The following is a 16249-nucleotide window of genomic DNA, read 5'->3' on the forward strand; positions in this document are numbered from 1 at the left end:
GAACCCATGCCGATCATCCATCAGGCCAAGAGCGCCGCGGTCGTCGTCGACGACGACAAGTGCATCGCCGAGAAGGGCTGCCGGGTCTGCGTCGATGTCTGCCCGCTCGACATCCTCGCGATCGATGACACCCGCCAGAAGGCCTACATGAAATACGACGAGTGCTGGTACTGCATGCCCTGCGAGGTCGATTGCCCGACGAACGCGGTCACGGTCAAAATCCCCTACCTGCTCCGCTGAGGCTCGCGATGGCATCTCCGTTCGAGACCTTCGACGACGATCTGGAGGATCTGTCCGGGCGCTGCGCGGATCCCGATCCCGGGATCCGCCGCGTCGCCATGATGGAGCTCGCCGAAGCCGTCGGCCCCGAGGCGACGATTCTCCTGCTGAAGGGGCTGGCCGATTCCGATGCCGCGGTCCGCGCGGCCGCCGCCCGCGCCCTCGACGAGCATGACGGGCCGGAGGTGGTCGAGGGGCTCGTGCGCTCGCTGGAGGACGCGGACGAGGCGGTCCGCCAGATCGCCGCCGAGACGCTCGCCGAGAAGAAGGAGCCGGCCTGTGGGCCGCTCCTGATCGAGCGGGCCGAGCACGCCGACCCCTTCGTCCAGGCCGCGGCGCTCCGCGCGCTGCGGGACCTCGTGCTGCCGGACGCGCTGGCGGCCGCGCTCCGCGCGCTGCGCAGCCCGGTGCCGGAGGTGCGCCGCGAGGGCCTCGGCGTGATCGGCTACCTCAAGGCCGAGGAGGCGCTGCCCGCCCTCATCGCCACCGCCGGGGACCCGGACGCGAGCGTGCGCCGCGCCACCATGGCGGCCCTCGTCTTCCTGCGGCCCGGCGGACCGGGCGTCCCGACCCTGCTCGCCGGCCTCGGGGACGCGAACTGGCAGGTCCGCGAGCAGGTCGCGGTCTCGGCCGCCAAGATCCGGCTGCCGGAGGCCGTCGACCCGCTGATCGCGGCCATGGACGATCCGATCTGGCAGGTGCGCACCAAGGCGGCGAACGCGCTCGGCCGCATCAAGGCTTGTTCGGCCGTCGACGTGCTCGGGCGGGCGCTCGCCTCCGATGTGAGCAACCTGCGCAAGGAGGCCGCCGCGGCGCTCGGCGAGATCGCCGACCCGCGCGGCCTCGCCGCCCTCGAAATCCATGCCGAGGATCCCGATCCCGACGTGCGCAAGCTCGTCCGCTGGGCGATCGGCCGCTGCCGGGCCGAGGCGTCGGTCTAGGGGCCCAAGCCGCCCCTAGGTCGCCGCGCCCTCGCATCCGCCGCGGTCCCGATCGACTCCCAGACCGGTGCCGGCCGGGCTGCGCGCCGTCGTCGCAGCCTCTGATAGGTTTCGCCTCACCCTGGGTTGTAGCCATCGGCCACACTCGGGAGACCACGCCGCATGATCAGTTCGACGGAGGCGACGCAGACGCAGATCGAGCCCAATCCGGGCTTCGAGAGGCATTGGAGCCGCGCCCAGTCGGTGCTGCAGAGCCTGATCGCCCTCGTCGTCGTCGCGGGTCTGGCCGGCCTGTTCGGTCAGGGTTGGCTCTCGCGCATGACGCGGACTTTCCCCACGCAACCGCTCACCGTGACCTACGAACGCCTCCTGCGGGCGAATGCGCCGGCCGAGATGAAGGTGTCCGCGACGCAGCCGCTGCCCGGCGACATGCTGCGCGTCGAGATCGGCGCCGATCTCCTCGATCACGTCTCGATCAACGCGACCCAGCCGCGCGCCGCCTCCGTCGACGCCACGCCCGACGGCGTGACCTACACGTTCCGGCTCGGGCCGGAGCGGCAGGGCAGCGTGCTCTTCAAGCTGGCCCCGAGCCGCGTCGGCCGCGTCGACGGCTCGATCTCCGCCCAGGGCGAGCGGCTGAGCCTGCCGCTCTTCATCTATCCCTGACGAACCGTCGAGACCGCGGAGAGACGCGCCCATGGACATCGTTCTTCGCGCCGCCCTGATGTATCTCGTCGTGCTGATCCTGCTGCGGCTCTCGACCCAGAGGATCATGCGCTCGGCCACGCCCCTCGACATGGTGGTGATCTTCTTCTTCGGTGGGATGGCCGTTCCCCCGATCCTCGGCGACGATCGCTCGGTGACGGGAGCCATCCTCGCCCTCTGCACGATCGCCGGGCTGCACACCCTGCTGTCGGCGCTGAAGCGCGTCTGGCCGACGATCGGCATGGTCACGGAGGGCAATCCCGTCGTGATCTATTCCGATGGCCGCTGGGATCAGTCGCAGATGCGGCATCGGCGGATCGACGCGCGCGACGTGATGGCGGAGATGCGCCAGCAGGGCATCACGAACCTCGACGACGTGCAATCGGCCATCATCGAGCATACGGGCGCCATCACCGTCGTCCCGAAGCGGCGCTCCTGAGGCGTGCGCGCGCCGATTTGGGCCGTCTTCCCGTATCCACGGTGCGAACGGCGGCACCGTCTTCGAGGGCCGCAGGAGCGGCGCCGGGACGCTTCGGAAACAAACCGACATAACATAGATCAATTGAGTAAACTGTGTGGATGGAGAGCACCTTATTTGAAAATTAACAACAGGATGCTGTGATGCTGGCCTGATACGGCGCGCTTATTCATTCTGCGTACGCTGAGCGGCACCCGGGTCGATCACAGAATGCCTCCATCCCTTCGCGCCCTCCCCGCTCTGCAGGTGGGTTTCGATCCGGCGGGCGGCGACCGCGCGCGACCCGCTCCGGCGCTGCTGGCCGGGCTCAACGCCCTTCCGCAGGGGCTGCTGCTGATCGACCGCCTCGGCCGCATCATCCTCCGCACGGATCGCGTGACGCATCTTCTCGGCCTGCCGGGCGAGGAGACGCCCGACCGGGTATCGTCGCGGCAGATCCTGTTCGCCCTGCGCCTCGCCCCGCGGGATGGTCGGCGCGCCCTTGCGCGGCGGCTGCGCTGCGCCCTGGAGCAGCGCAGATCGGCCGCCTTCGAGCTCGCCATCGAGACGGCCTGCCTCGAAATCGAACTCCATCCGGTCGACGACGGGGGCTGGTCCGTCAGCGTGGCGGATGTCAGCCTGCGGCGCGCGGCCGAGGCTCAGGCCGAGGAGCGCGCGCGCATCGATCCGCTGACCGGGCTCCCGAACCGCCTGCTCCTGCGCGAGCACCTCGACGAGGCGCTCGCGCGCCTGGCGCGGTCGGGCGAGGGCTGCGCCCTGCTGGTGATCGATCTCGACCGGTTCAAGCCGGTCAACGACACGCTCGGTCACCCGGTCGGCGACGCCCTGCTCGTCAAGGTCGCCGAGCGCCTGCGATCGACGCTCCGGGCGACCGACACGGTTGCACGGATCGGCGGCGACGAGTTCGTCATCCTCCAGACGGCCGTGTCCAACCCGGGCGACACGCAGGCCCTCGCGCGCCGCCTCGTGGACCTCGTCGGCCGGACCTACATGGTGGACGGCCACCTTCTCACCATCGGCGCGAGCGTCGGCGTCGCCTTCGCGCCGGACGACGGACGGGATGCCGACAGGCTCCTCAAGAATGCGGATCTCGCCCTCTACCGGGCCAAGCTCGACGGGCGCGGCACCTACCGGTTCTTCGAGCCCGAGATGGACGCGCGCATGCAGGCGCGCCGGCAGATGGAGCTCGACATGCGGCAGGCTCTCGCCCGCCGGGAGTTCCAGCTGCACTACCAGCCGCAGCTCAACCTGGAGACCAACCAGCTGACCGGCTGCGAGGCGCTGATCCGCTGGCGGCATCCCGAACGCGGCATGATCTCGCCGGCCGAGTTCATCCCGCTCGCCGAGGAGATCGGGCTGATCGTCCCGATCGGCGAGTGGGTCATGCGCCAGGCCTGCCGGGACGCCGCCGCTTGGCCGGTGCCGCTCTCGATCGCGGTCAACGTCTCGCCGGCGCAGTTCAAGAGCGATCGCCTCGTCGAGATGATCCTGTCGGCGCTGGCGAGCTCCGGGCTGCCCGCCCCGCGGCTCGAGGTCGAGATCACCGAGGGCGTGCTCCTGCAGGAGGGCGAGAAGACGCTGCAGACGCTCCATCGCCTGCGCGACCTCGGGGTCCGGGTCTCGATGGACGATTTCGGCACCGGCTACTCGAGCTTGAGCTACCTGCGCTCGTTTCCCTTCGACAAGATCAAGATCGACCGGTCCTTCGTGAAGGATCTCGCGTCGAAGCCCGACGGCGACGCCATCATCCGGGCCATCGCCGGGCTCGGGAAGAGCCTCGGCATGACGACGGTCGCGGAGGGCGTCGAGACCTCCGAGCAGATGCAGCGTATCCGGGCGGAGGGCTGCACGGACGTCCAGGGCTACCTCATCAGCCGGCCGGTTCCGGCCAACGACCTCGTGGCGCTCCTGACGCGCCAGCGCTCCCCCGCCTGACCCGATCGGAGCCCGACCATGAGCGACCTCTACCGCCTCGTCTACGCCAGCAAGAACCTGCTGCCGGGCTCCGACGCGGACGCCGCCGCCTCCGTGGCGCAGATCCTCGCGACCTCCCAGCGCAACAACCCCGCGGCCGGCGTCACCGGCGCGCTGATGTTCAATGCGGGGGCCTTCGCGCAGGTGCTGGAGGGGCCGCGCAGGGGCGTGGAGGATACGTTCGAGCGCATCCAGCGCGACATGCGCCACGGCGACGTCACCGTCCTGCAATGCGGCCCGGTCGAGAGCCGCGGCTTCGCGAACTGGTCGATGGCATTCGTGGGCCATTCGGCGCAGGGCCGTTCGCGCTGGAGCGGGCTCGCGGCCGAGAGCGGCTTCGACCTCTCGCGCCTCGACGGCGACGCCGTCTTCGCCATGCTGCACGGCCTCGTCCTGGAGGAGGAAGGTCTGGCTGCGGCTCCCGCCCCGGTGCGGGACGAGCCCGACCTCGGCCCCGCTCCGGCCGCGCTCGACGTGACGCGGGTCCGGGCCGAGATCGGCGAGATCTGGTCCGATCTCGGGACCGCGCAAGAGAGAGGGCACGAGACCGGGCAAGAGACTGGGCAACAGACCGGGCAGGCGCCCCGCGCCGGGGCGCAGCGGGACGCGGCGGCGCGCCGGCAGCCGCGCGGCGCGAGCGAGGCGGCGCTCATCATCCTGAAGGCGGCGCTCGCGAGCGAGCGCGAGCGCACGAGCGCCCTGCGCAACGAACTCGACGATGTCCAGGTCGATCTCGCCACCGCCCGGGACCAGCTCGCCGTCCTGCGCGAGGAGCGCGACCGCTGGATCGAGCGCGCACGCCTGCTCGCGGCGGCCCTCTGCGAAGAGGCGGCCGCGATCGGGGCCGCGCGCGGCGACGAGGCCGGCGCGGTCTCGCAGCCGCGACAGGCGCCGGGGAAGGCTGGATCGGCGCGCAACGCGGCCTGACGAAGGATTGGGCCGGCAGTCGCGCCCTCGAGCGGCCGGTCCGGCTTGGCAGGCTGGGAGCCTGCCCTGCGCCGGGCTCCGTGCCCACGCTGCCACCGGCTCGGTCGGAAGCCCGCGATCCGCGGGGCAGGGCCGCATCCCGGGCGGCCGGGGCTAGCGGAGCCTGTTCCGGCTCCTATCTGCGTCTCACCGGGCACCTGCAGGCGAGAGGCGGATCGCGATGAAGCCTGGGCCGTCCTGACCGGGATCGTCAGATGGCTCCTGATCGGAGGCGCGCTGGCCTGCGCCCTCTGGATCGCCTTTCACCTCCGATGAGGCCCGGGAGAGGTTCGTGGAATGAGCGGCATCCGCCGAGCTTGGCGGATCAGTGTTGGGAGATCGACGTGGCGTCACGCCTCGAGGAGTTGAAGGGCGATCCGGCGTTTCGGCAAGCCGTGCAGGCGGTGCGGGGGGCTGCGAGCACCCTGAGCGGTCGAGCCGTCACGCACGAGGAGGCGGAGCTTCTGGTCAGCTTCGCGCTCGCGACCTTCGCGAATGCCGGAGGCTTGGCCGAGCCGAGCCTCAGCCGGTTGGCCCGCTTCTGCGAGAGGCTCGGGGCCGAGGCGAAGTTCGAGAGCCTCGCACGGCATTGAGCGAGCCGCAGGCCGGCCCCGGTCCGGCCTGAGCGTGGTCGCCTTCGCCGTCGCTGCCGACCCGGCGGAACTGCTTGCCGCGCCTGTTGTTTGTCTTGCCTCAAGGATGCGGCATGAAGGAGACGCGTGATGCTCGATGTCGGGACGGATCGGACGGCTGATCCCGTCGATGCCGGGGCGGAGAGCCCCGCCGGGTTCGCTCAGGCCGTCCGCGGGCAGACGCAGAGCTACATCGAGAAACGCAAGAGCGACGTCGCCCGGGCCGTCGCGGACGTCGCGGGCGCCATCCGCACGAGCGGGGACGGGTTCTCCGAAAGCCCGAACGTGAAGGCCTTCTTCGACAATGCGGCCGACGGGGTCGAGGAATTCTCCGCCGGGATCGAGCGGCGCACGGCCGCCGAACTCTACGATGAGGTGGACGCGGCCATCCGCCGTCGCCCCGGCGTCGCCGTGGCCGCGGCGGTGCTGGCCGGCTTCGCGCTCTACCGCGTCCTGAAGCCGTCCGGGTTGCGGCCGATCCCGCGCTCGCACGCCGTCGTGCCCGCGGACGTCTTCCCCACACCGGACCTGTGAGGCATCGATGGCCACAGCGCAGACCCGGAGCATCCCCTCCCTCATCGGCGACGCGATCCGCGAGACGCAGGATCTGGTGGGCAAGGAGATCGCCCTCTTCCGCCGGGAGATGGGCGAGGGGCTGGAGCGCTTCGCCCTCGGCATCAGCCTCTTCGTGGCGGCGGCGGTCTTCGCGCTCACCGCGGTGCTCGTCTTCATCCTCGCCGCGGTGAAGGCGCTCGCCGTCCTCCTGAATTCCGAGGCGCTGGCGGCCCTCATCGTGGGCGGGCTCTTCGCCGCCGTGGCCCTCGCGCTCGCGCTGTGGGGTCGCAGCAAGGCATCCGCATCGAGCCTCGAGCCCGCCCGGACCGAGCGGCAGGTCCAGGAGGATGCACGGATCATCACGGAGCGCATGGACGCATGAGCAGATCGGCCGACGAGCTGGAGCACGACGTCGAGGCGAGCCGCGAGCGGCTCGATCAGACGCTCGGGGCCCTTCAATCCCGCCTGACTGCGCCCGGCTTCGCCAGGGACCTCGCGGGGCTGCGGCAATCGAGCCGCACGCTGAACGAGGGCTTCGGGCAGCTTGCCGCGACGATCCGCGCCTACCCGCTCCCGGCCCTCCTGATCGGTGCGGGCCTGAGCCTCCTCGTCTACGACGAGATCCGGCGATCCGGCCGGGGCCGCCGCCCCGTCTTCGAGCCAGGTCCGGTCGCCCGGCGGCCGGACAGAGACCTTCCCGAGAACGAGCGCGCGCGCGCGGACCGGCGCCTCGACGAAGGCGTGGAGGAGAGTTTCCCCGGCAGCGACCCGGTCTCGGTGCGGATCACGAAATAGGCGTCGCCCGCCCCGCCAAGGGGCGGCGAGGCCCGCTTACGGTCGCGCCCTGCGGGCGGGATCGGCCGCCGAATCTCCCCTCAGCCGCCCTGCAGGCTCTCGGCGAAATCGTCCGGCACCTCGCCGAACTGCGCCAGGATGGTGGCGCTCTCCAGTTCTCCGGTCTCGTCGTCGGCCACGACCTTGAGCGCCGCCGTGCCCGGGAACCGGCCAGCCATGGCCTCGGCCTTCTTCAGCGCGCCGCTCTCGGTCCCCGTCACCTCGCGGTCACCCGGCGTCAGGCGCTTCCGCTTCAGCACGAAGGTCTGCACCACGTAGGTCGTCTTCATCGCCATGCTCGATCGCCCCAACGTCCCGGAATGGGCTCGACGCCCTTTGCCCTCGTGCCGGACGCTCTACACCTTGAGCCGGCGAGGCGCGACCGGCGTTGCCGACGACAGGGAGCTCAGCGCACGGATGGAGCAGGACATGAACACCAACGATCCGGACACCCTCGACGACCTGTCGCGCCTTCACGCGAAGATGGTGGCGATGGAACTCGTGCTCGGCGTCCTGATCGGACGGCTGTCGGAGGAGAATCCGGAGGTCCGGGAGGACGTGAAGCGGGACGTCTCGGTGCTGCTGGCCGACATGGCGGGCGGCAGCCCGAGCGAGGAACTGATCGTCGAGGAGGTGCGCCGGGCGGCGGACAGGCTGACGAGCGTCGCGGTCGGCTGAGCCCTCCGGCAGCGTCGGGACGTCGCGTCCAGGAACTCCCGGATCGCCGGGCTTCTTGGCCCTGGGCCTCCCCACGGAATCCTTGGAGCTCGATATGTCGCGAATCCCTCTGCTCGCCCTCGGCGCGATCGGCGCCTTATGCGCGGCCGGCCCCGCCTGGGCGGAAGGCAAGCCCCTGCCCCCGCCCGCCAGCAGCGCCATGCCGCCGGTCGAGCTGACCATCACCCTGGACAACGGCAAGCCGGTCTGCGCGCCGGCCGAGGTGCTGCTGCCGGCCGACACGAACGTGGAACTCCACGTCGTCAGCCAGGCGAGCGCACCCGTGACGATCACGATGGGCGACCAGTTCGAGAACGGCCGGGTGCTGCACGCCGACGGCGATCTCATCCACGTGATGAGCGAGAAGGGCTACCTCGTGAAGCAGAACGGCAAGGGGACGCTGCGCCTGCGGACGATGAAGGCGGGCAGCCAGGACTACGCCTGCACGAGCACGAAGAACCAGGACGCGCCCTTCAAGGGCAAGCTGACCCTGACGCCGCCGGCGAATTGAGACTGGGCCTCGGCCGCGAGGGTGGGGCCCGGCCCCGCCCTCACTCGCCGGAACGGACCGGCCCGTAGAGCCTCGCGATGCCGCGGCGGTAATCCTCCAGGGTCATCTGGTCGATCGCCTTGTCGGCGGATCCGCGCAGATGCCCGACCAGGTCGAGCCCGTGCGATTTCCCGTCCGCGTAGAAGTGGCCGTCATCCGTCCAGCTGAGAAGCGCGTCCATGCCTTCGACGAGGCCTTCCCAGGGATGAACCCGGTCGCCGCGCCTCCTGACCGGCCCGGCCGTGCGGCCGCTGCGGGTCCGGTAGAGCAGTCCATTCTGCAACTTCATCCCGAGTCAGGTGCGGTGTCGGCGCGCGCGATCAAGGATCTGCGTCCAAATGTGCGCGCCATTGCTCCCCGCCCGGTACCGCCGCTGCGCAAGCGTACGGACCCGCCGGGAGCGTGGGCGGTGCGCTAAAACCGGTTCGGCCCCGCTCGTCGCAGCGGGCCGAACACGGGAGGAAGCTATGCCGCTGTTCATCACACAGGGACGCTTCACGACGGAGGCCGTCAGGGGCATGATGGCCAACCCCGAGAACCGCGAGGAGGCTGTCCGCGACCTGATCGTGCGGTCGGGGGGCAAGCTCCTGAACTATTACATGACCTTCGGAGAACACGACTTCCTCATCATCGCGGAGGGGCCGACCGAGGGCATGGCAACCTCGGTCCTCGTCGCCGCCGCGGGAGGCGCCATCACCGACATGACGACCTCGCTGGCGATGACCACGCGCGAGATGGAGGACGCGTTCCAGCGCGCGCGCGAGGTGGCCGGCACCTACAAGCCTGCGGGCGCGCCGCGGGGCTCCGTTCTCTGAGCCTCGGCCGACAGGCGTCTCGCCGGCGAACCCGCGGTTCCCGGCGGGACCATCTCCGTCGATGGAGGGAGGCGGGAATGGTGGGCCCGGCAGAAGTAGCACCTGCGTGTTGTTTCAGGGCCGTTTAGACAAGGTGCGGGATAAAGGCGCGCTTTGATAGCAAAGCGAATTTTTCAGCCGATCCCGCACCTTCGCTTGGCCGTATGGCGTGGGTTCGCCGATCCTCCGAAGGAGTAGGCCAGTGAGGAAATCCACCAACTTGGAAATCGACGTCGCACAGGCAGAAGTTCGGTTTGCTGAAGCTCGCCTCGCGCTGCTGCGGCCCGAAAATGCTTACAAGCAAAACGACGGTGGGGACGGCAATCTGCTGGCAGAGATCGGTGATCGGATCGCTCGCCTCATTGCAGCGCGCGCCGAACTGGATCGAGGTGTGGTCGAATAGGCTAAAGAGTCAGAGACGGTTCCCGTAAACCGTTGCTGTGACCGCCCTGCCCTAGCGACTCAACTACCCTCCCCCGTATGCCCGGCGCCTCGTCAACAGCGCCGGTCCGATGTCCGCCTCCCCTGCCCTTCAGTTCGTCCCGTCCCAGGTTCAGGCGTGGCGCGACGCCTTCTCAGCGCTCAAGCCGTCAAGCCCGCCCTGCCCCGGCCTGTCGCAGACGGCTTGGTTGCCGATGTACGACAACGCCCTCGACTTCCTCGATCGGTTCGGCGCTGAGGCGCTGGATCTCGGCTGGAGCGTGACGGACCTGTTCGGCGTCCACCCGACCGCCGGCACGATGCGCGCGGATCAGTGCGGTGCCCTGATGCTGAGCGGGCAGAAGGTGACCGGGCTCTCGGCGGACCAGATGAAGCACGGCCTCGTCACCTACTACCGGAACGTGCTGGGGGGCGACCGGCATCCCGGTCTGGGAATTTAGGTGGTGAGCCCTATCCTCGGCCCATGGCCGAAAAGACACCACTCCGACCCGTCGACAGCTATACCGCGCAGGAGGTGATGGAGATCGCTCAGCGCGCCGAGTGGCGCCGAGGCGAGGGCTTCATTGTGCCGCCAGCGTCGGTGCCGCTCTATGTCGAGGCGCTGAAGACACTGGCCAGGGAGCGTGCACGTGGCTGACGGACCGACGACCGGCGAGCTCTTCAAGGCGAAAGCCATCACTGACGACGACCTGTGCGCCGCGGTCGACGCCTTCATGGCCGACCCGACCACGGCGTTGTTCGTGATGGGCGACGGCTGCGTCCTCAATCTGGCCGAGGCCGTTCAGGCGCACGAATGGGCGAAGGTCACGACCTCGGACCCTACGGCCACCGATCACCTGAAGCGCCGCGGTGCGCACGGCGATCCTGCTGGCGCGACCGGAGAGGCGATGAGTGACACCCCACCCTGGTTTGAGGTCACACCCGACGACTTCCATTACCGCCGCGCCTTTGGCGACCTAGAGCCAGTTCGGGCCTGGGTGGCGCAGGAGCACCGAGTGAAGGAGCTGCTGGATGCGCAGGACCGCGGCGAGTACCGCCTACGACTGGTACTGCGCGAGGCGGCCGATCTGATGAAGCGTCCGAACCCCGACCCGTGCTGGTTCTTCAGCTACGATGTCGGTGCGTCGATGATCTCGCTCGCCGAGGAGGTGGTGATCGAGTTCCGGAACGGGCGGCGCGAGGTGGTGTTGATCGCTCGCGGACCGGGGCACCTGCCGGGCTCAGGATGGGCGAGTGGGCGGCGGTGAGCCGCTTCTCACCGCACGTCATGCGCTGGGTGCTGGATGCTCTGACCGACGAGTTCGCTACGGCAGACCAGATCGCCAAGGCTGCCCAACTGGCGACCTGCACGCGCGCCGATAAGGCTGAGCGGATCTGCATCGCTCTGGACATGCCTGCGTTCTCTACGTGCTCGTGCGGCACTTGATGGGGTGAGCTGGGTGCAGAGCGGCTCGGTTGAAAACGCAGTTGGCACAAGGCCGCCTGCTACAAAATCGGCGCTGTCTTCCACTCCCTCCCTCGGGCGTCGCTCCCGCTCGGGAGCTCGGTTCGGCCTCCTGTCCCGCGATGTGGACCGTTACGCGGGCTTGAACTCGGTGCCCTGCCGCAGCATCGCGTGCATGATGATCGCCAGCCGGCGCGCGATGCGTGCCTTGCGCAGCAGGATAGGCGTGGCGGTGATATTCACCTATGAGGCGGATCATGGACTTGTATTACGAGATGCAGTGAATGATCCGCGCATCTCAAACAGCCGCGGCCTGCCGCCGTCGTTGTTAGGGGCCCGAAGCCTGGCGCATCGAGCGTGCCTGATCGAGGAGTGTCCGGAGTTTCGGGGCGGTCTCGCCAGCAAGCACACGCATCCATTCGTCAGCGGCATTCGCAGCGCCGCCGTAGATCTGGATCTCCTGCTCCAAAGCTTGAACCTGGAACTCAGCGTAGCGCCGGGTCAGCTCCAGATGGTCGAGCGGCTCCAGGTTCTCGACAATGACGCGGTGCTCCAACTCGGGCTGCTTGGGTAAGGGGACCTTGTGCTCCCGAGCAGCGGCTTCAAGTCTTGGGATCTGCTCACGCCTGAACTCCACCATGCGTTGGACAAATGCCTTTGCTTCGGCGCGGGTATCTCGAGTGGCGGCCAGTTCCGCCGCCCGAGCTTGGACAGTCGCCGAACTGTGGGCCAGCCGAACGAAGGTTGCTGCGTGCGGCGCTTTGGTCGTCTGAGCGTTCGGCGTCGGCGGCTCGTGTTGGGCGAGGCTAAGGAGCGGTGTGACGCAAACGAGTAGGGCTGCTACCCCGAGCACCCCACCGGTGAGAGGCCGGAAGCGGAAAGAACTTCTCCCGCCGCTTGCCATCACTGCCACCCCGAAACGCCGGACATGTCAGGCAGTTTGTGGGCGATCCCCTTATGACAGTCGATGCAGGTCTTCTCGCCCGTGAATAGGAATCGCTCATGTGCCTGGGCGGCGCGCGGGTTCTGCTTGGTCAGGTCCATGGACTCTGCCGAATGACAGTTACGACATTCAAGCGAATCGTTGGCCTTCATGCGATCCCATTCGCGCTCGGCAAGGTGCCGGCGCAGGGTCAGGAACTTCTCGCGCGTATCGATGGAGCCGAAGATGTGGCCCCAGACTTCATTGGAAGCCTGCATTTTGCGGGCGATCTTGTTGGTCCATTCGTGCGGCACGTGACAGTCCGGGCAGGTGGCCCGCACACCGGAGCGGTTCGTGAAGTGGATGGTCCCCTTCAGTTCCTCGAAAACGTTGGTCTTCATCTCGTGGCAACTTACACAGAATTTCTCCGTGTTCGTTGCTTCGAGCGCTGTATTGAACCCGCCCCAGAAGAAAACTCCCGCGGCAAAGCCACCAAGGGTAAGGAAGGCGAGACTGAGGGTTCGCGCGGGCGTCAGGGCAATGCGGATCCACTGACCTGCGCGGGAGGCGCCCATGTTGCGGAAGACTGACGCCACCATGTCAGCGGCTCCGCCGCTCGTGTTCCGTCAGGGCGTCCATATCTGTGAAAGTGTTCTCAACGAGCGGCGGAGCCGCCGTTTGCGGCACGTGGCACCCGAGACAGGCATATCGCCGAGCCGAGACCCCACCTAGGAAGTTGCCGTCGCGATCCTGGTAGTGGGTCACACTGATCATCGGGGCCTGGCTCTGCTCCGTGAACTTGCGGGAGTGACAGGACAGGCACTTGTTCGCATTCAGGTCGAGGGCATACCCCTCGATGGAATGTGGGATGAGGGGTGGCTGGTCGGGGTAGCTCCGGCGGCGGCGCACATCGTCCGTGATCTGGCGCTGCATAGGCGGCGCCGCCGTCTCGCGGGTGAAAGGCTCCGGGCCTTTCAGGCGCGGAGCGTCCCGCCCGGGCCCCCCGACCTGAGCCAGGAGCGCACCCGCGAACAGGCAGGGCAGAGACGCGGCGAGGGCGACTGAAAGAGGATGCTTCATCGCGGCACCCGTCCATCAGGGGCCGCAGCCGGTGCATTCTCCGCAATCGTAGCGGCCCTGACTTTCACGGCGCATTTTTTGAAATCACTCTGCTTCGAGATCGGATCGGTCGCATCGAGCGTCACCTTGTTGATGAGCTGGCTTGCGTCGAAGAACGGCACGAACACGATGCCGGCTGGCATCTTGTTGCGCCCCCGGGTCTCGACTCGCGTCCGGATCTCGCCACGCCGCGAGGTGACCCGCACCTCCTGCCCCCTGCGGAGGTTGCGTTTGGCGGCGTCGTCCGGATGCATGAAGAGCACCGCACCCGAGAAAGCTCTGTAGAGTTCGGGAACTCTGAGCGTCATCGAGCCGGAATGCCAGTGCTCGAGGACGCGGCCCGTCACGAGCCACAGGTCGAACTCTTCGTCGGGAGCCTCGGCCGGCGGCTCGTACGGTGCCGCGACCACGTTCGCCTTCTTATCCGGGTTGCCGTAGAATTCCCAGCCGGTTCCTTTCTGCACATACGGATCACGGCCTTCCCGGAAGCGCCATAAGGTCTCTTTGCCGTCAACGACCGGCCAGCGCAGTCCGCGCACCTGATGATAGGTCTCGAACGGCGCAAGGTCGTGTCCGTGGCCGCGCCCAAAAGAGGCGTATTCTTCGAACAATCCTTTCTGGATGTAGAAGCCGAAGTGCTTCGCTTCCCAGTTCTCGTGCGCCGCATTTACCTCAGAAAGCGGGAACTTGTTGGCCTCGCCGTTGGCGAACAGCACGTCATAGAGCGTTTTGCCACGATATTCCGGTGACTTGGAGAGGGTCTCCTCCGGCCAGACTTCGTCGGTCGTGAAGCGTTTCGAGAACTCGACGAGTTGCCATAGGTCCGATCGGGCCTCGCCGGGCGCGTTCACGAGTTGGTACCAGAAATGGGTGCGTCGCTCCGCGTTGCCGTAGGCCCCCTCCTTCTCAACCCACATGGCGGCCGGCAGGACGAGGTCCGCGGCCATGGCCGTGACTGTCGGATAGGCATCCGAGACCACGACGAAGTTCGCAGGGTTGCGGTAGCCGGGGTATGTTTCGTTGCCGGTGTTCGGCGCCGTCTGGAGATTGTTGTTGCACATGATCCAGTAAGCGTTGAGCTTACCGTCCTTCAGCATGCGGTCCTGCTGCACCGCGTGGTAGCCGACTTTGCCCGGCAAGAGTCCTTCCGGCAGCTTCCAAGTCTGCTCGGCATGCCGACGGTGCTCCGGGTTGTTCACCTGCATGTCGGCCGGGAGGCGGTGCGCGAAGGTGCCGACCTCACGCGCGGTCCCGCACGCGGATGGTTGGCCAGTGAGCGAGAAGGGGCTGTTGCCCGGCTCCGCGATCTTCCCCGTCAGGAGATGGAGGTTGTAGACCATGTGGTTTGCCCACACGCCGCGGACATGCTGGTTGAACCCCATAGTCCAGAGCGACATCACCTTCGTCTGGGGATCGGCGTAGAGGCGGGCCAACGCCTCCAGCTGCTGAGGCCTTACGCCGGAGATCTCGGAGGCTTTCTCCAGCGTGTATTCGCTCATGAGCTTTGCATACGCCTCGAAGGTCGAGGGATGCGAGACCTGGGCGTCATTGGCGTGCTGCGCCCGCTGTTCGAGCGTGTGGTCCGAGCGCAGCCCATACCCGATGTCGGTGTTGGCCACGCGGAAGTTGACGTGCTTTTCCAGAAAGTCGCGCTTCGCGGAGCCGCTCTGGATGATGTGGTTCGCAATGTAGTTCAGGATCGCAAGGTCGGAGCCGGGCTTGAAGATGATGGCCGCATCGGACAGGTCACTGGTGCGGTGTTCATAGGTTGAGAGCGTGTGGATGCGGACATGCGGTGAGGACAGCCGCCGATCCGTGATCCGGGTCCACAGGATCGGATGCATCTCGGCCATATTCGAGCCCCACAGCACGAAGGCGTCGGCATGCTCGAAGTCGTCATAGCAGCCCATGGGCTCGTCCATGCCGAATGTCCGTATGAACGTGACAGCCGCCGAGGCCATGCAGTGGCGGGCGTTCGGGTCGAGGTTGTTCGTGCGGAAACCGGCCCGCATCAGCTTGGACGCCGCGTAGCCTTCCCAGATCGTCCACTGGCCCGAGCCGAACATGCCGACGGCGTCAGGCCCCTTCTCTTTGAGCACGCGCTTGAACTGCCGCGCCATCTCATCGAAGGCTTGATCCCAGGACACCGGTTGAAGCTCACCCTCCTTGGCGAACGCTCCGTTCTTCATTCGCATGAGCGGCTGTGTGAGCCGGTCGGCGCCGTACATGATCTTGGAAAGGAAGTAGCCCTTCACGCAGTTGAGGCCGCGATTGACCTCCGCTTTCATGTCGCCGTGGGTAGCGACGACTCTGCCGTCCTTCACGCCAACCATGACCCCGCAGCCGGTACCGCAGAAGCGGCACGGAGCCTTTGACCATTGGATTTCGATGGCCTCCCCCACGGTCAAGTTCTGCGCTTGGGCGGGGAGCGCGACGTTGGCAGCGGCTGCGGCAGCGCTGGCGGCTTGGGCCTTCAGGAATGCGCGGCGTGAAAGGTCCATGACGCTCATTCTCTTCTTGCCGCGAAGCCTGCATCCGCTTCGAAGTGGTGAAACACGAGGGCGGCCGACATGACCCCGTCGAGAAGCGAGATCGCGTTCAGGCTGGTGACAATCTCCGCGTCGCTATCGGTCTCTAGGGTGACGATGAGCTTGCCCGCAGCTTCGGCATGGATCTCGACGCCGGGCATGCATTCCAGTGCGGCACGCGCGCCAGCGGCCCGCTCGGGGCGTACGTGGACAACGAGACCGGAGACGTGTGCCTCCGCGATGGCAGGATGATCGGCGAGGCGTCCCGTCAGAATTTCGCGACGGGACAGGTGGTCGGTGGAATGCATTG

Annotated in this window: 25 protein-coding genes; 18 read left to right on the plus strand and 7 right to left on the minus strand. The window is 67.7% G+C overall.

The window, feature by feature from the left end:
• Positions 1 to 6 precede the first annotated feature (6 nt).
• From J2X36_RS03515 to J2X36_RS03560, 10 genes are all read left to right on the plus strand, one after another.
• Entirely contained in the window at positions 7 to 240 is a 234-nt protein-coding gene (locus tag J2X36_RS03515) for a 4Fe-4S dicluster domain-containing protein (protein ID WP_310346227.1), read from the plus strand.
• 8 nt (positions 241 to 248) lie between these two features.
• A complete protein-coding gene (locus J2X36_RS03520; RefSeq protein ID WP_310346230.1) occupies positions 249 to 1220 on the plus strand; it encodes a HEAT repeat domain-containing protein in 972 nt (323 codons plus the stop codon).
• 162 nt (positions 1221 to 1382) lie between these two features.
• On the plus strand, positions 1383 to 1886 hold the full coding sequence (locus tag J2X36_RS03525; RefSeq protein ID WP_310346233.1) for a hypothetical protein: 504 nt from the start codon (positions 1383 to 1385) through the stop codon (positions 1884 to 1886).
• Positions 1887 to 1917: 31 nt separating this feature from the next.
• Positions 1918 to 2364 carry a DUF421 domain-containing protein gene (locus J2X36_RS03530; protein WP_132255954.1) on the plus strand — a complete coding sequence of 149 codons (447 nt, stop codon included), beginning with the start codon at positions 1918 to 1920 and terminating at the stop codon, positions 2362 to 2364.
• A 249-nt stretch (positions 2365 to 2613) separates the two neighbouring features.
• Positions 2614 to 4338 (plus strand): EAL domain-containing protein, encoded by a 1725-nt coding sequence (locus J2X36_RS03535; RefSeq protein WP_310346238.1) that lies wholly within the window; start codon positions 2614 to 2616, stop codon positions 4336 to 4338.
• Between the two features lie 18 nt (positions 4339 to 4356).
• Entirely contained in the window at positions 4357 to 5304 is a 948-nt protein-coding gene (locus tag J2X36_RS03540) for a BLUF domain-containing protein (RefSeq protein ID WP_310346241.1), read from the plus strand.
• Positions 5305 to 5687: 383 nt separating this feature from the next.
• Positions 5688 to 5936 carry a hypothetical protein gene (locus J2X36_RS03545; protein WP_132255951.1) on the plus strand — a complete coding sequence of 83 codons (249 nt, stop codon included), beginning with the start codon at positions 5688 to 5690 and terminating at the stop codon, positions 5934 to 5936.
• Positions 5937 to 6065: 129 nt separating this feature from the next.
• On the plus strand, positions 6066 to 6509 hold the full coding sequence (locus tag J2X36_RS03550; protein WP_310346245.1) for a hypothetical protein: 444 nt from the start codon (positions 6066 to 6068) through the stop codon (positions 6507 to 6509).
• 7 nt (positions 6510 to 6516) lie between these two features.
• The gene (locus J2X36_RS03555) at positions 6517 to 6912 is read left to right on the plus strand and encodes a phage holin family protein (protein ID WP_310346248.1); all 396 of its coding nucleotides are present in this window, start codon (positions 6517 to 6519) and stop codon (positions 6910 to 6912) included.
• Positions 6909 to 7325: a DUF3618 domain-containing protein gene (locus tag J2X36_RS03560; protein WP_310346249.1), complete on the plus strand. Its 417-nt coding sequence runs from the start codon at positions 6909 to 6911 to the stop codon at positions 7323 to 7325. The genes J2X36_RS03555 and J2X36_RS03560 overlap by 4 nt, the downstream gene beginning before the upstream one ends.
• Positions 7326 to 7405: 80 nt before the next feature.
• Here J2X36_RS03560 and J2X36_RS03565 read toward each other — a convergent pair whose 3' ends face one another.
• Positions 7406 to 7660 (minus strand): hypothetical protein, encoded by a 255-nt coding sequence (locus J2X36_RS03565; RefSeq protein WP_132255947.1) that lies wholly within the window; start codon positions 7658 to 7660, stop codon positions 7406 to 7408.
• Positions 7661 to 7793: 133 nt separating this feature from the next.
• On the opposite strand from J2X36_RS03565, the gene J2X36_RS03570 reads away from it, so the two are divergent.
• Positions 7794 to 8042: a hypothetical protein gene (locus J2X36_RS03570; protein WP_132255946.1), complete on the plus strand. Its 249-nt coding sequence runs from the start codon at positions 7794 to 7796 to the stop codon at positions 8040 to 8042.
• 94 nt (positions 8043 to 8136) lie between these two features.
• Complete coding sequence (locus tag J2X36_RS03575; RefSeq protein ID WP_132255945.1) at positions 8137 to 8592, plus strand: anaerobic typically selenocysteine-containing protein; 456 nt, start codon at positions 8137 to 8139, stop codon at positions 8590 to 8592.
• A gap of 40 nt (positions 8593 to 8632) precedes the next feature.
• Here J2X36_RS03575 and J2X36_RS03580 read toward each other — a convergent pair whose 3' ends face one another.
• Positions 8633 to 8920 (minus strand): hypothetical protein, encoded by a 288-nt coding sequence (locus J2X36_RS03580; protein ID WP_132255944.1) that lies wholly within the window; start codon positions 8918 to 8920, stop codon positions 8633 to 8635.
• Between the two features lie 178 nt (positions 8921 to 9098).
• Here J2X36_RS03580 and J2X36_RS03585 point away from each other — a divergent pair, with 178 nt between their 5' ends.
• The 6 genes from J2X36_RS03585 to J2X36_RS03610 all read left to right on the plus strand — a co-directional run bounded on the left by J2X36_RS03585 (position 9099) and on the right by J2X36_RS03610 (position 11352).
• Positions 9099 to 9446: a GYD domain-containing protein gene (locus tag J2X36_RS03585; RefSeq protein WP_165937947.1), complete on the plus strand. Its 348-nt coding sequence runs from the start codon at positions 9099 to 9101 to the stop codon at positions 9444 to 9446.
• Between the two features lie 259 nt (positions 9447 to 9705).
• Complete coding sequence (locus tag J2X36_RS03590) at positions 9706 to 9888, plus strand: hypothetical protein (protein WP_310346254.1); 183 nt, start codon at positions 9706 to 9708, stop codon at positions 9886 to 9888.
• A 109-nt stretch (positions 9889 to 9997) separates the two neighbouring features.
• The gene (locus tag J2X36_RS03595; RefSeq protein ID WP_310346256.1) at positions 9998 to 10366 is read left to right on the plus strand and encodes a hypothetical protein; all 369 of its coding nucleotides are present in this window, start codon (positions 9998 to 10000) and stop codon (positions 10364 to 10366) included.
• A gap of 23 nt (positions 10367 to 10389) precedes the next feature.
• Positions 10390 to 10563: a hypothetical protein gene (locus J2X36_RS03600; protein WP_310346258.1), complete on the plus strand. Its 174-nt coding sequence runs from the start codon at positions 10390 to 10392 to the stop codon at positions 10561 to 10563.
• Positions 10556 to 11173 carry a hypothetical protein gene (locus J2X36_RS03605; protein ID WP_310346262.1) on the plus strand — a complete coding sequence of 206 codons (618 nt, stop codon included), beginning with the start codon at positions 10556 to 10558 and terminating at the stop codon, positions 11171 to 11173. The genes J2X36_RS03600 and J2X36_RS03605 overlap by 8 nt, the downstream gene beginning before the upstream one ends.
• Positions 11170 to 11352 (plus strand): hypothetical protein, encoded by a 183-nt coding sequence (locus J2X36_RS03610; RefSeq protein WP_310346266.1) that lies wholly within the window; start codon positions 11170 to 11172, stop codon positions 11350 to 11352. The genes J2X36_RS03605 and J2X36_RS03610 overlap by 4 nt, the downstream gene beginning before the upstream one ends.
• A gap of 346 nt (positions 11353 to 11698) precedes the next feature.
• Here J2X36_RS03610 and J2X36_RS26820 read toward each other — a convergent pair whose 3' ends face one another.
• From J2X36_RS26820 to J2X36_RS03635, 5 genes are read right to left on the minus strand one after another with little or no spacing between them, the layout of a single operon-like run.
• Complete coding sequence (locus J2X36_RS26820) at positions 11699 to 12274, minus strand: DUF4142 domain-containing protein (RefSeq protein WP_405029716.1); 576 nt, start codon at positions 12272 to 12274, stop codon at positions 11699 to 11701.
• Positions 12274 to 12891 (minus strand): NapC/NirT family cytochrome c, encoded by a 618-nt coding sequence (locus J2X36_RS03620; RefSeq protein WP_310346270.1) that lies wholly within the window; start codon positions 12889 to 12891, stop codon positions 12274 to 12276. The genes J2X36_RS26820 and J2X36_RS03620 overlap by 1 nt, the downstream gene beginning before the upstream one ends.
• 1 nt (position 12892) lies before the next feature.
• On the minus strand, positions 12893 to 13372 hold the full coding sequence (locus J2X36_RS03625; protein ID WP_310346273.1) for a nitrate reductase cytochrome c-type subunit: 480 nt from the start codon (positions 13370 to 13372) through the stop codon (positions 12893 to 12895).
• Positions 13369 to 15912 carry a periplasmic nitrate reductase subunit alpha gene (napA, locus tag J2X36_RS03630; protein WP_310346276.1) on the minus strand — a complete coding sequence of 848 codons (2544 nt, stop codon included), beginning with the start codon at positions 15910 to 15912 and terminating at the stop codon, positions 13369 to 13371. Before napA ends, J2X36_RS03625 begins: the two co-directional genes overlap by 4 nt.
• A gap of 5 nt (positions 15913 to 15917) precedes the next feature.
• On the minus strand, positions 15918 to 16247 hold the full coding sequence (locus tag J2X36_RS03635) for a chaperone NapD (protein ID WP_310346278.1): 330 nt from the start codon (positions 16245 to 16247) through the stop codon (positions 15918 to 15920).
• Positions 16248 to 16249: the final 2 nt, after the last annotated feature.

This window comes from Methylobacterium sp. BE186 (genome assembly GCF_031457035.1).
Classification (GTDB): domain Bacteria; phylum Pseudomonadota; class Alphaproteobacteria; order Rhizobiales; family Beijerinckiaceae; genus Methylobacterium; species Methylobacterium segetis.

Excerpts from the sequence above, each read along its gene's own strand:
- J2X36_RS03515 (WP_310346227.1), top strand. The coding sequence starts at position 7 with ATGCCGATCATCCATCAGGCCAAGAGCGCCGCGGTCGTCGTCGACGAC.
- J2X36_RS03520 (WP_310346230.1), top strand. The coding sequence starts at position 249 with ATGGCATCTCCGTTCGAGACCTTCGACGACGATCTGGAGGATCTGTCC.
- J2X36_RS03525 (WP_310346233.1), top strand. The coding sequence starts at position 1,383 with ATGATCAGTTCGACGGAGGCGACGCAGACGCAGATCGAGCCCAATCCG.
- J2X36_RS03530 (WP_132255954.1), top strand. The coding sequence starts at position 1,918 with ATGGACATCGTTCTTCGCGCCGCCCTGATGTATCTCGTCGTGCTGATC.
- J2X36_RS03535 (WP_310346238.1), top strand. The coding sequence starts at position 2,614 with ATGCCTCCATCCCTTCGCGCCCTCCCCGCTCTGCAGGTGGGTTTCGAT.
- J2X36_RS03540 (WP_310346241.1), top strand. The coding sequence starts at position 4,357 with ATGAGCGACCTCTACCGCCTCGTCTACGCCAGCAAGAACCTGCTGCCG.
- J2X36_RS03550 (WP_310346245.1), top strand. The coding sequence starts at position 6,066 with ATGCTCGATGTCGGGACGGATCGGACGGCTGATCCCGTCGATGCCGGG.
- J2X36_RS03555 (WP_310346248.1), top strand. The coding sequence starts at position 6,517 with ATGGCCACAGCGCAGACCCGGAGCATCCCCTCCCTCATCGGCGACGCG.
- J2X36_RS03560 (WP_310346249.1), top strand. The coding sequence starts at position 6,909 with ATGAGCAGATCGGCCGACGAGCTGGAGCACGACGTCGAGGCGAGCCGC.
- J2X36_RS03565 (WP_132255947.1), bottom strand. The coding sequence starts at position 7,660 with ATGGCGATGAAGACGACCTACGTGGTGCAGACCTTCGTGCTGAAGCGG.
- J2X36_RS03570 (WP_132255946.1), top strand. The coding sequence starts at position 7,794 with ATGAACACCAACGATCCGGACACCCTCGACGACCTGTCGCGCCTTCAC.
- J2X36_RS03575 (WP_132255945.1), top strand. The coding sequence starts at position 8,137 with ATGTCGCGAATCCCTCTGCTCGCCCTCGGCGCGATCGGCGCCTTATGC.
- J2X36_RS03580 (WP_132255944.1), bottom strand. The coding sequence starts at position 8,920 with ATGAAGTTGCAGAATGGACTGCTCTACCGGACCCGCAGCGGCCGCACG.
- J2X36_RS03585 (WP_165937947.1), top strand. The coding sequence starts at position 9,099 with ATGCCGCTGTTCATCACACAGGGACGCTTCACGACGGAGGCCGTCAGG.
- J2X36_RS03595 (WP_310346256.1), top strand. The coding sequence starts at position 9,998 with ATGTCCGCCTCCCCTGCCCTTCAGTTCGTCCCGTCCCAGGTTCAGGCG.
- J2X36_RS03600 (WP_310346258.1), top strand. The coding sequence starts at position 10,390 with ATGGCCGAAAAGACACCACTCCGACCCGTCGACAGCTATACCGCGCAG.
- J2X36_RS26820 (WP_405029716.1), bottom strand. The coding sequence starts at position 12,274 with ATGGCAAGCGGCGGGAGAAGTTCTTTCCGCTTCCGGCCTCTCACCGGT.
- J2X36_RS03620 (WP_310346270.1), bottom strand. The coding sequence starts at position 12,891 with ATGGTGGCGTCAGTCTTCCGCAACATGGGCGCCTCCCGCGCAGGTCAG.
- J2X36_RS03625 (WP_310346273.1), bottom strand. The coding sequence starts at position 13,372 with ATGAAGCATCCTCTTTCAGTCGCCCTCGCCGCGTCTCTGCCCTGCCTG.
- napA (WP_310346276.1), bottom strand. The coding sequence starts at position 15,912 with ATGGACCTTTCACGCCGCGCATTCCTGAAGGCCCAAGCCGCCAGCGCT.
- J2X36_RS03635 (WP_310346278.1), bottom strand. The coding sequence starts at position 16,247 with ATGCATTCCACCGACCACCTGTCCCGTCGCGAAATTCTGACGGGACGC.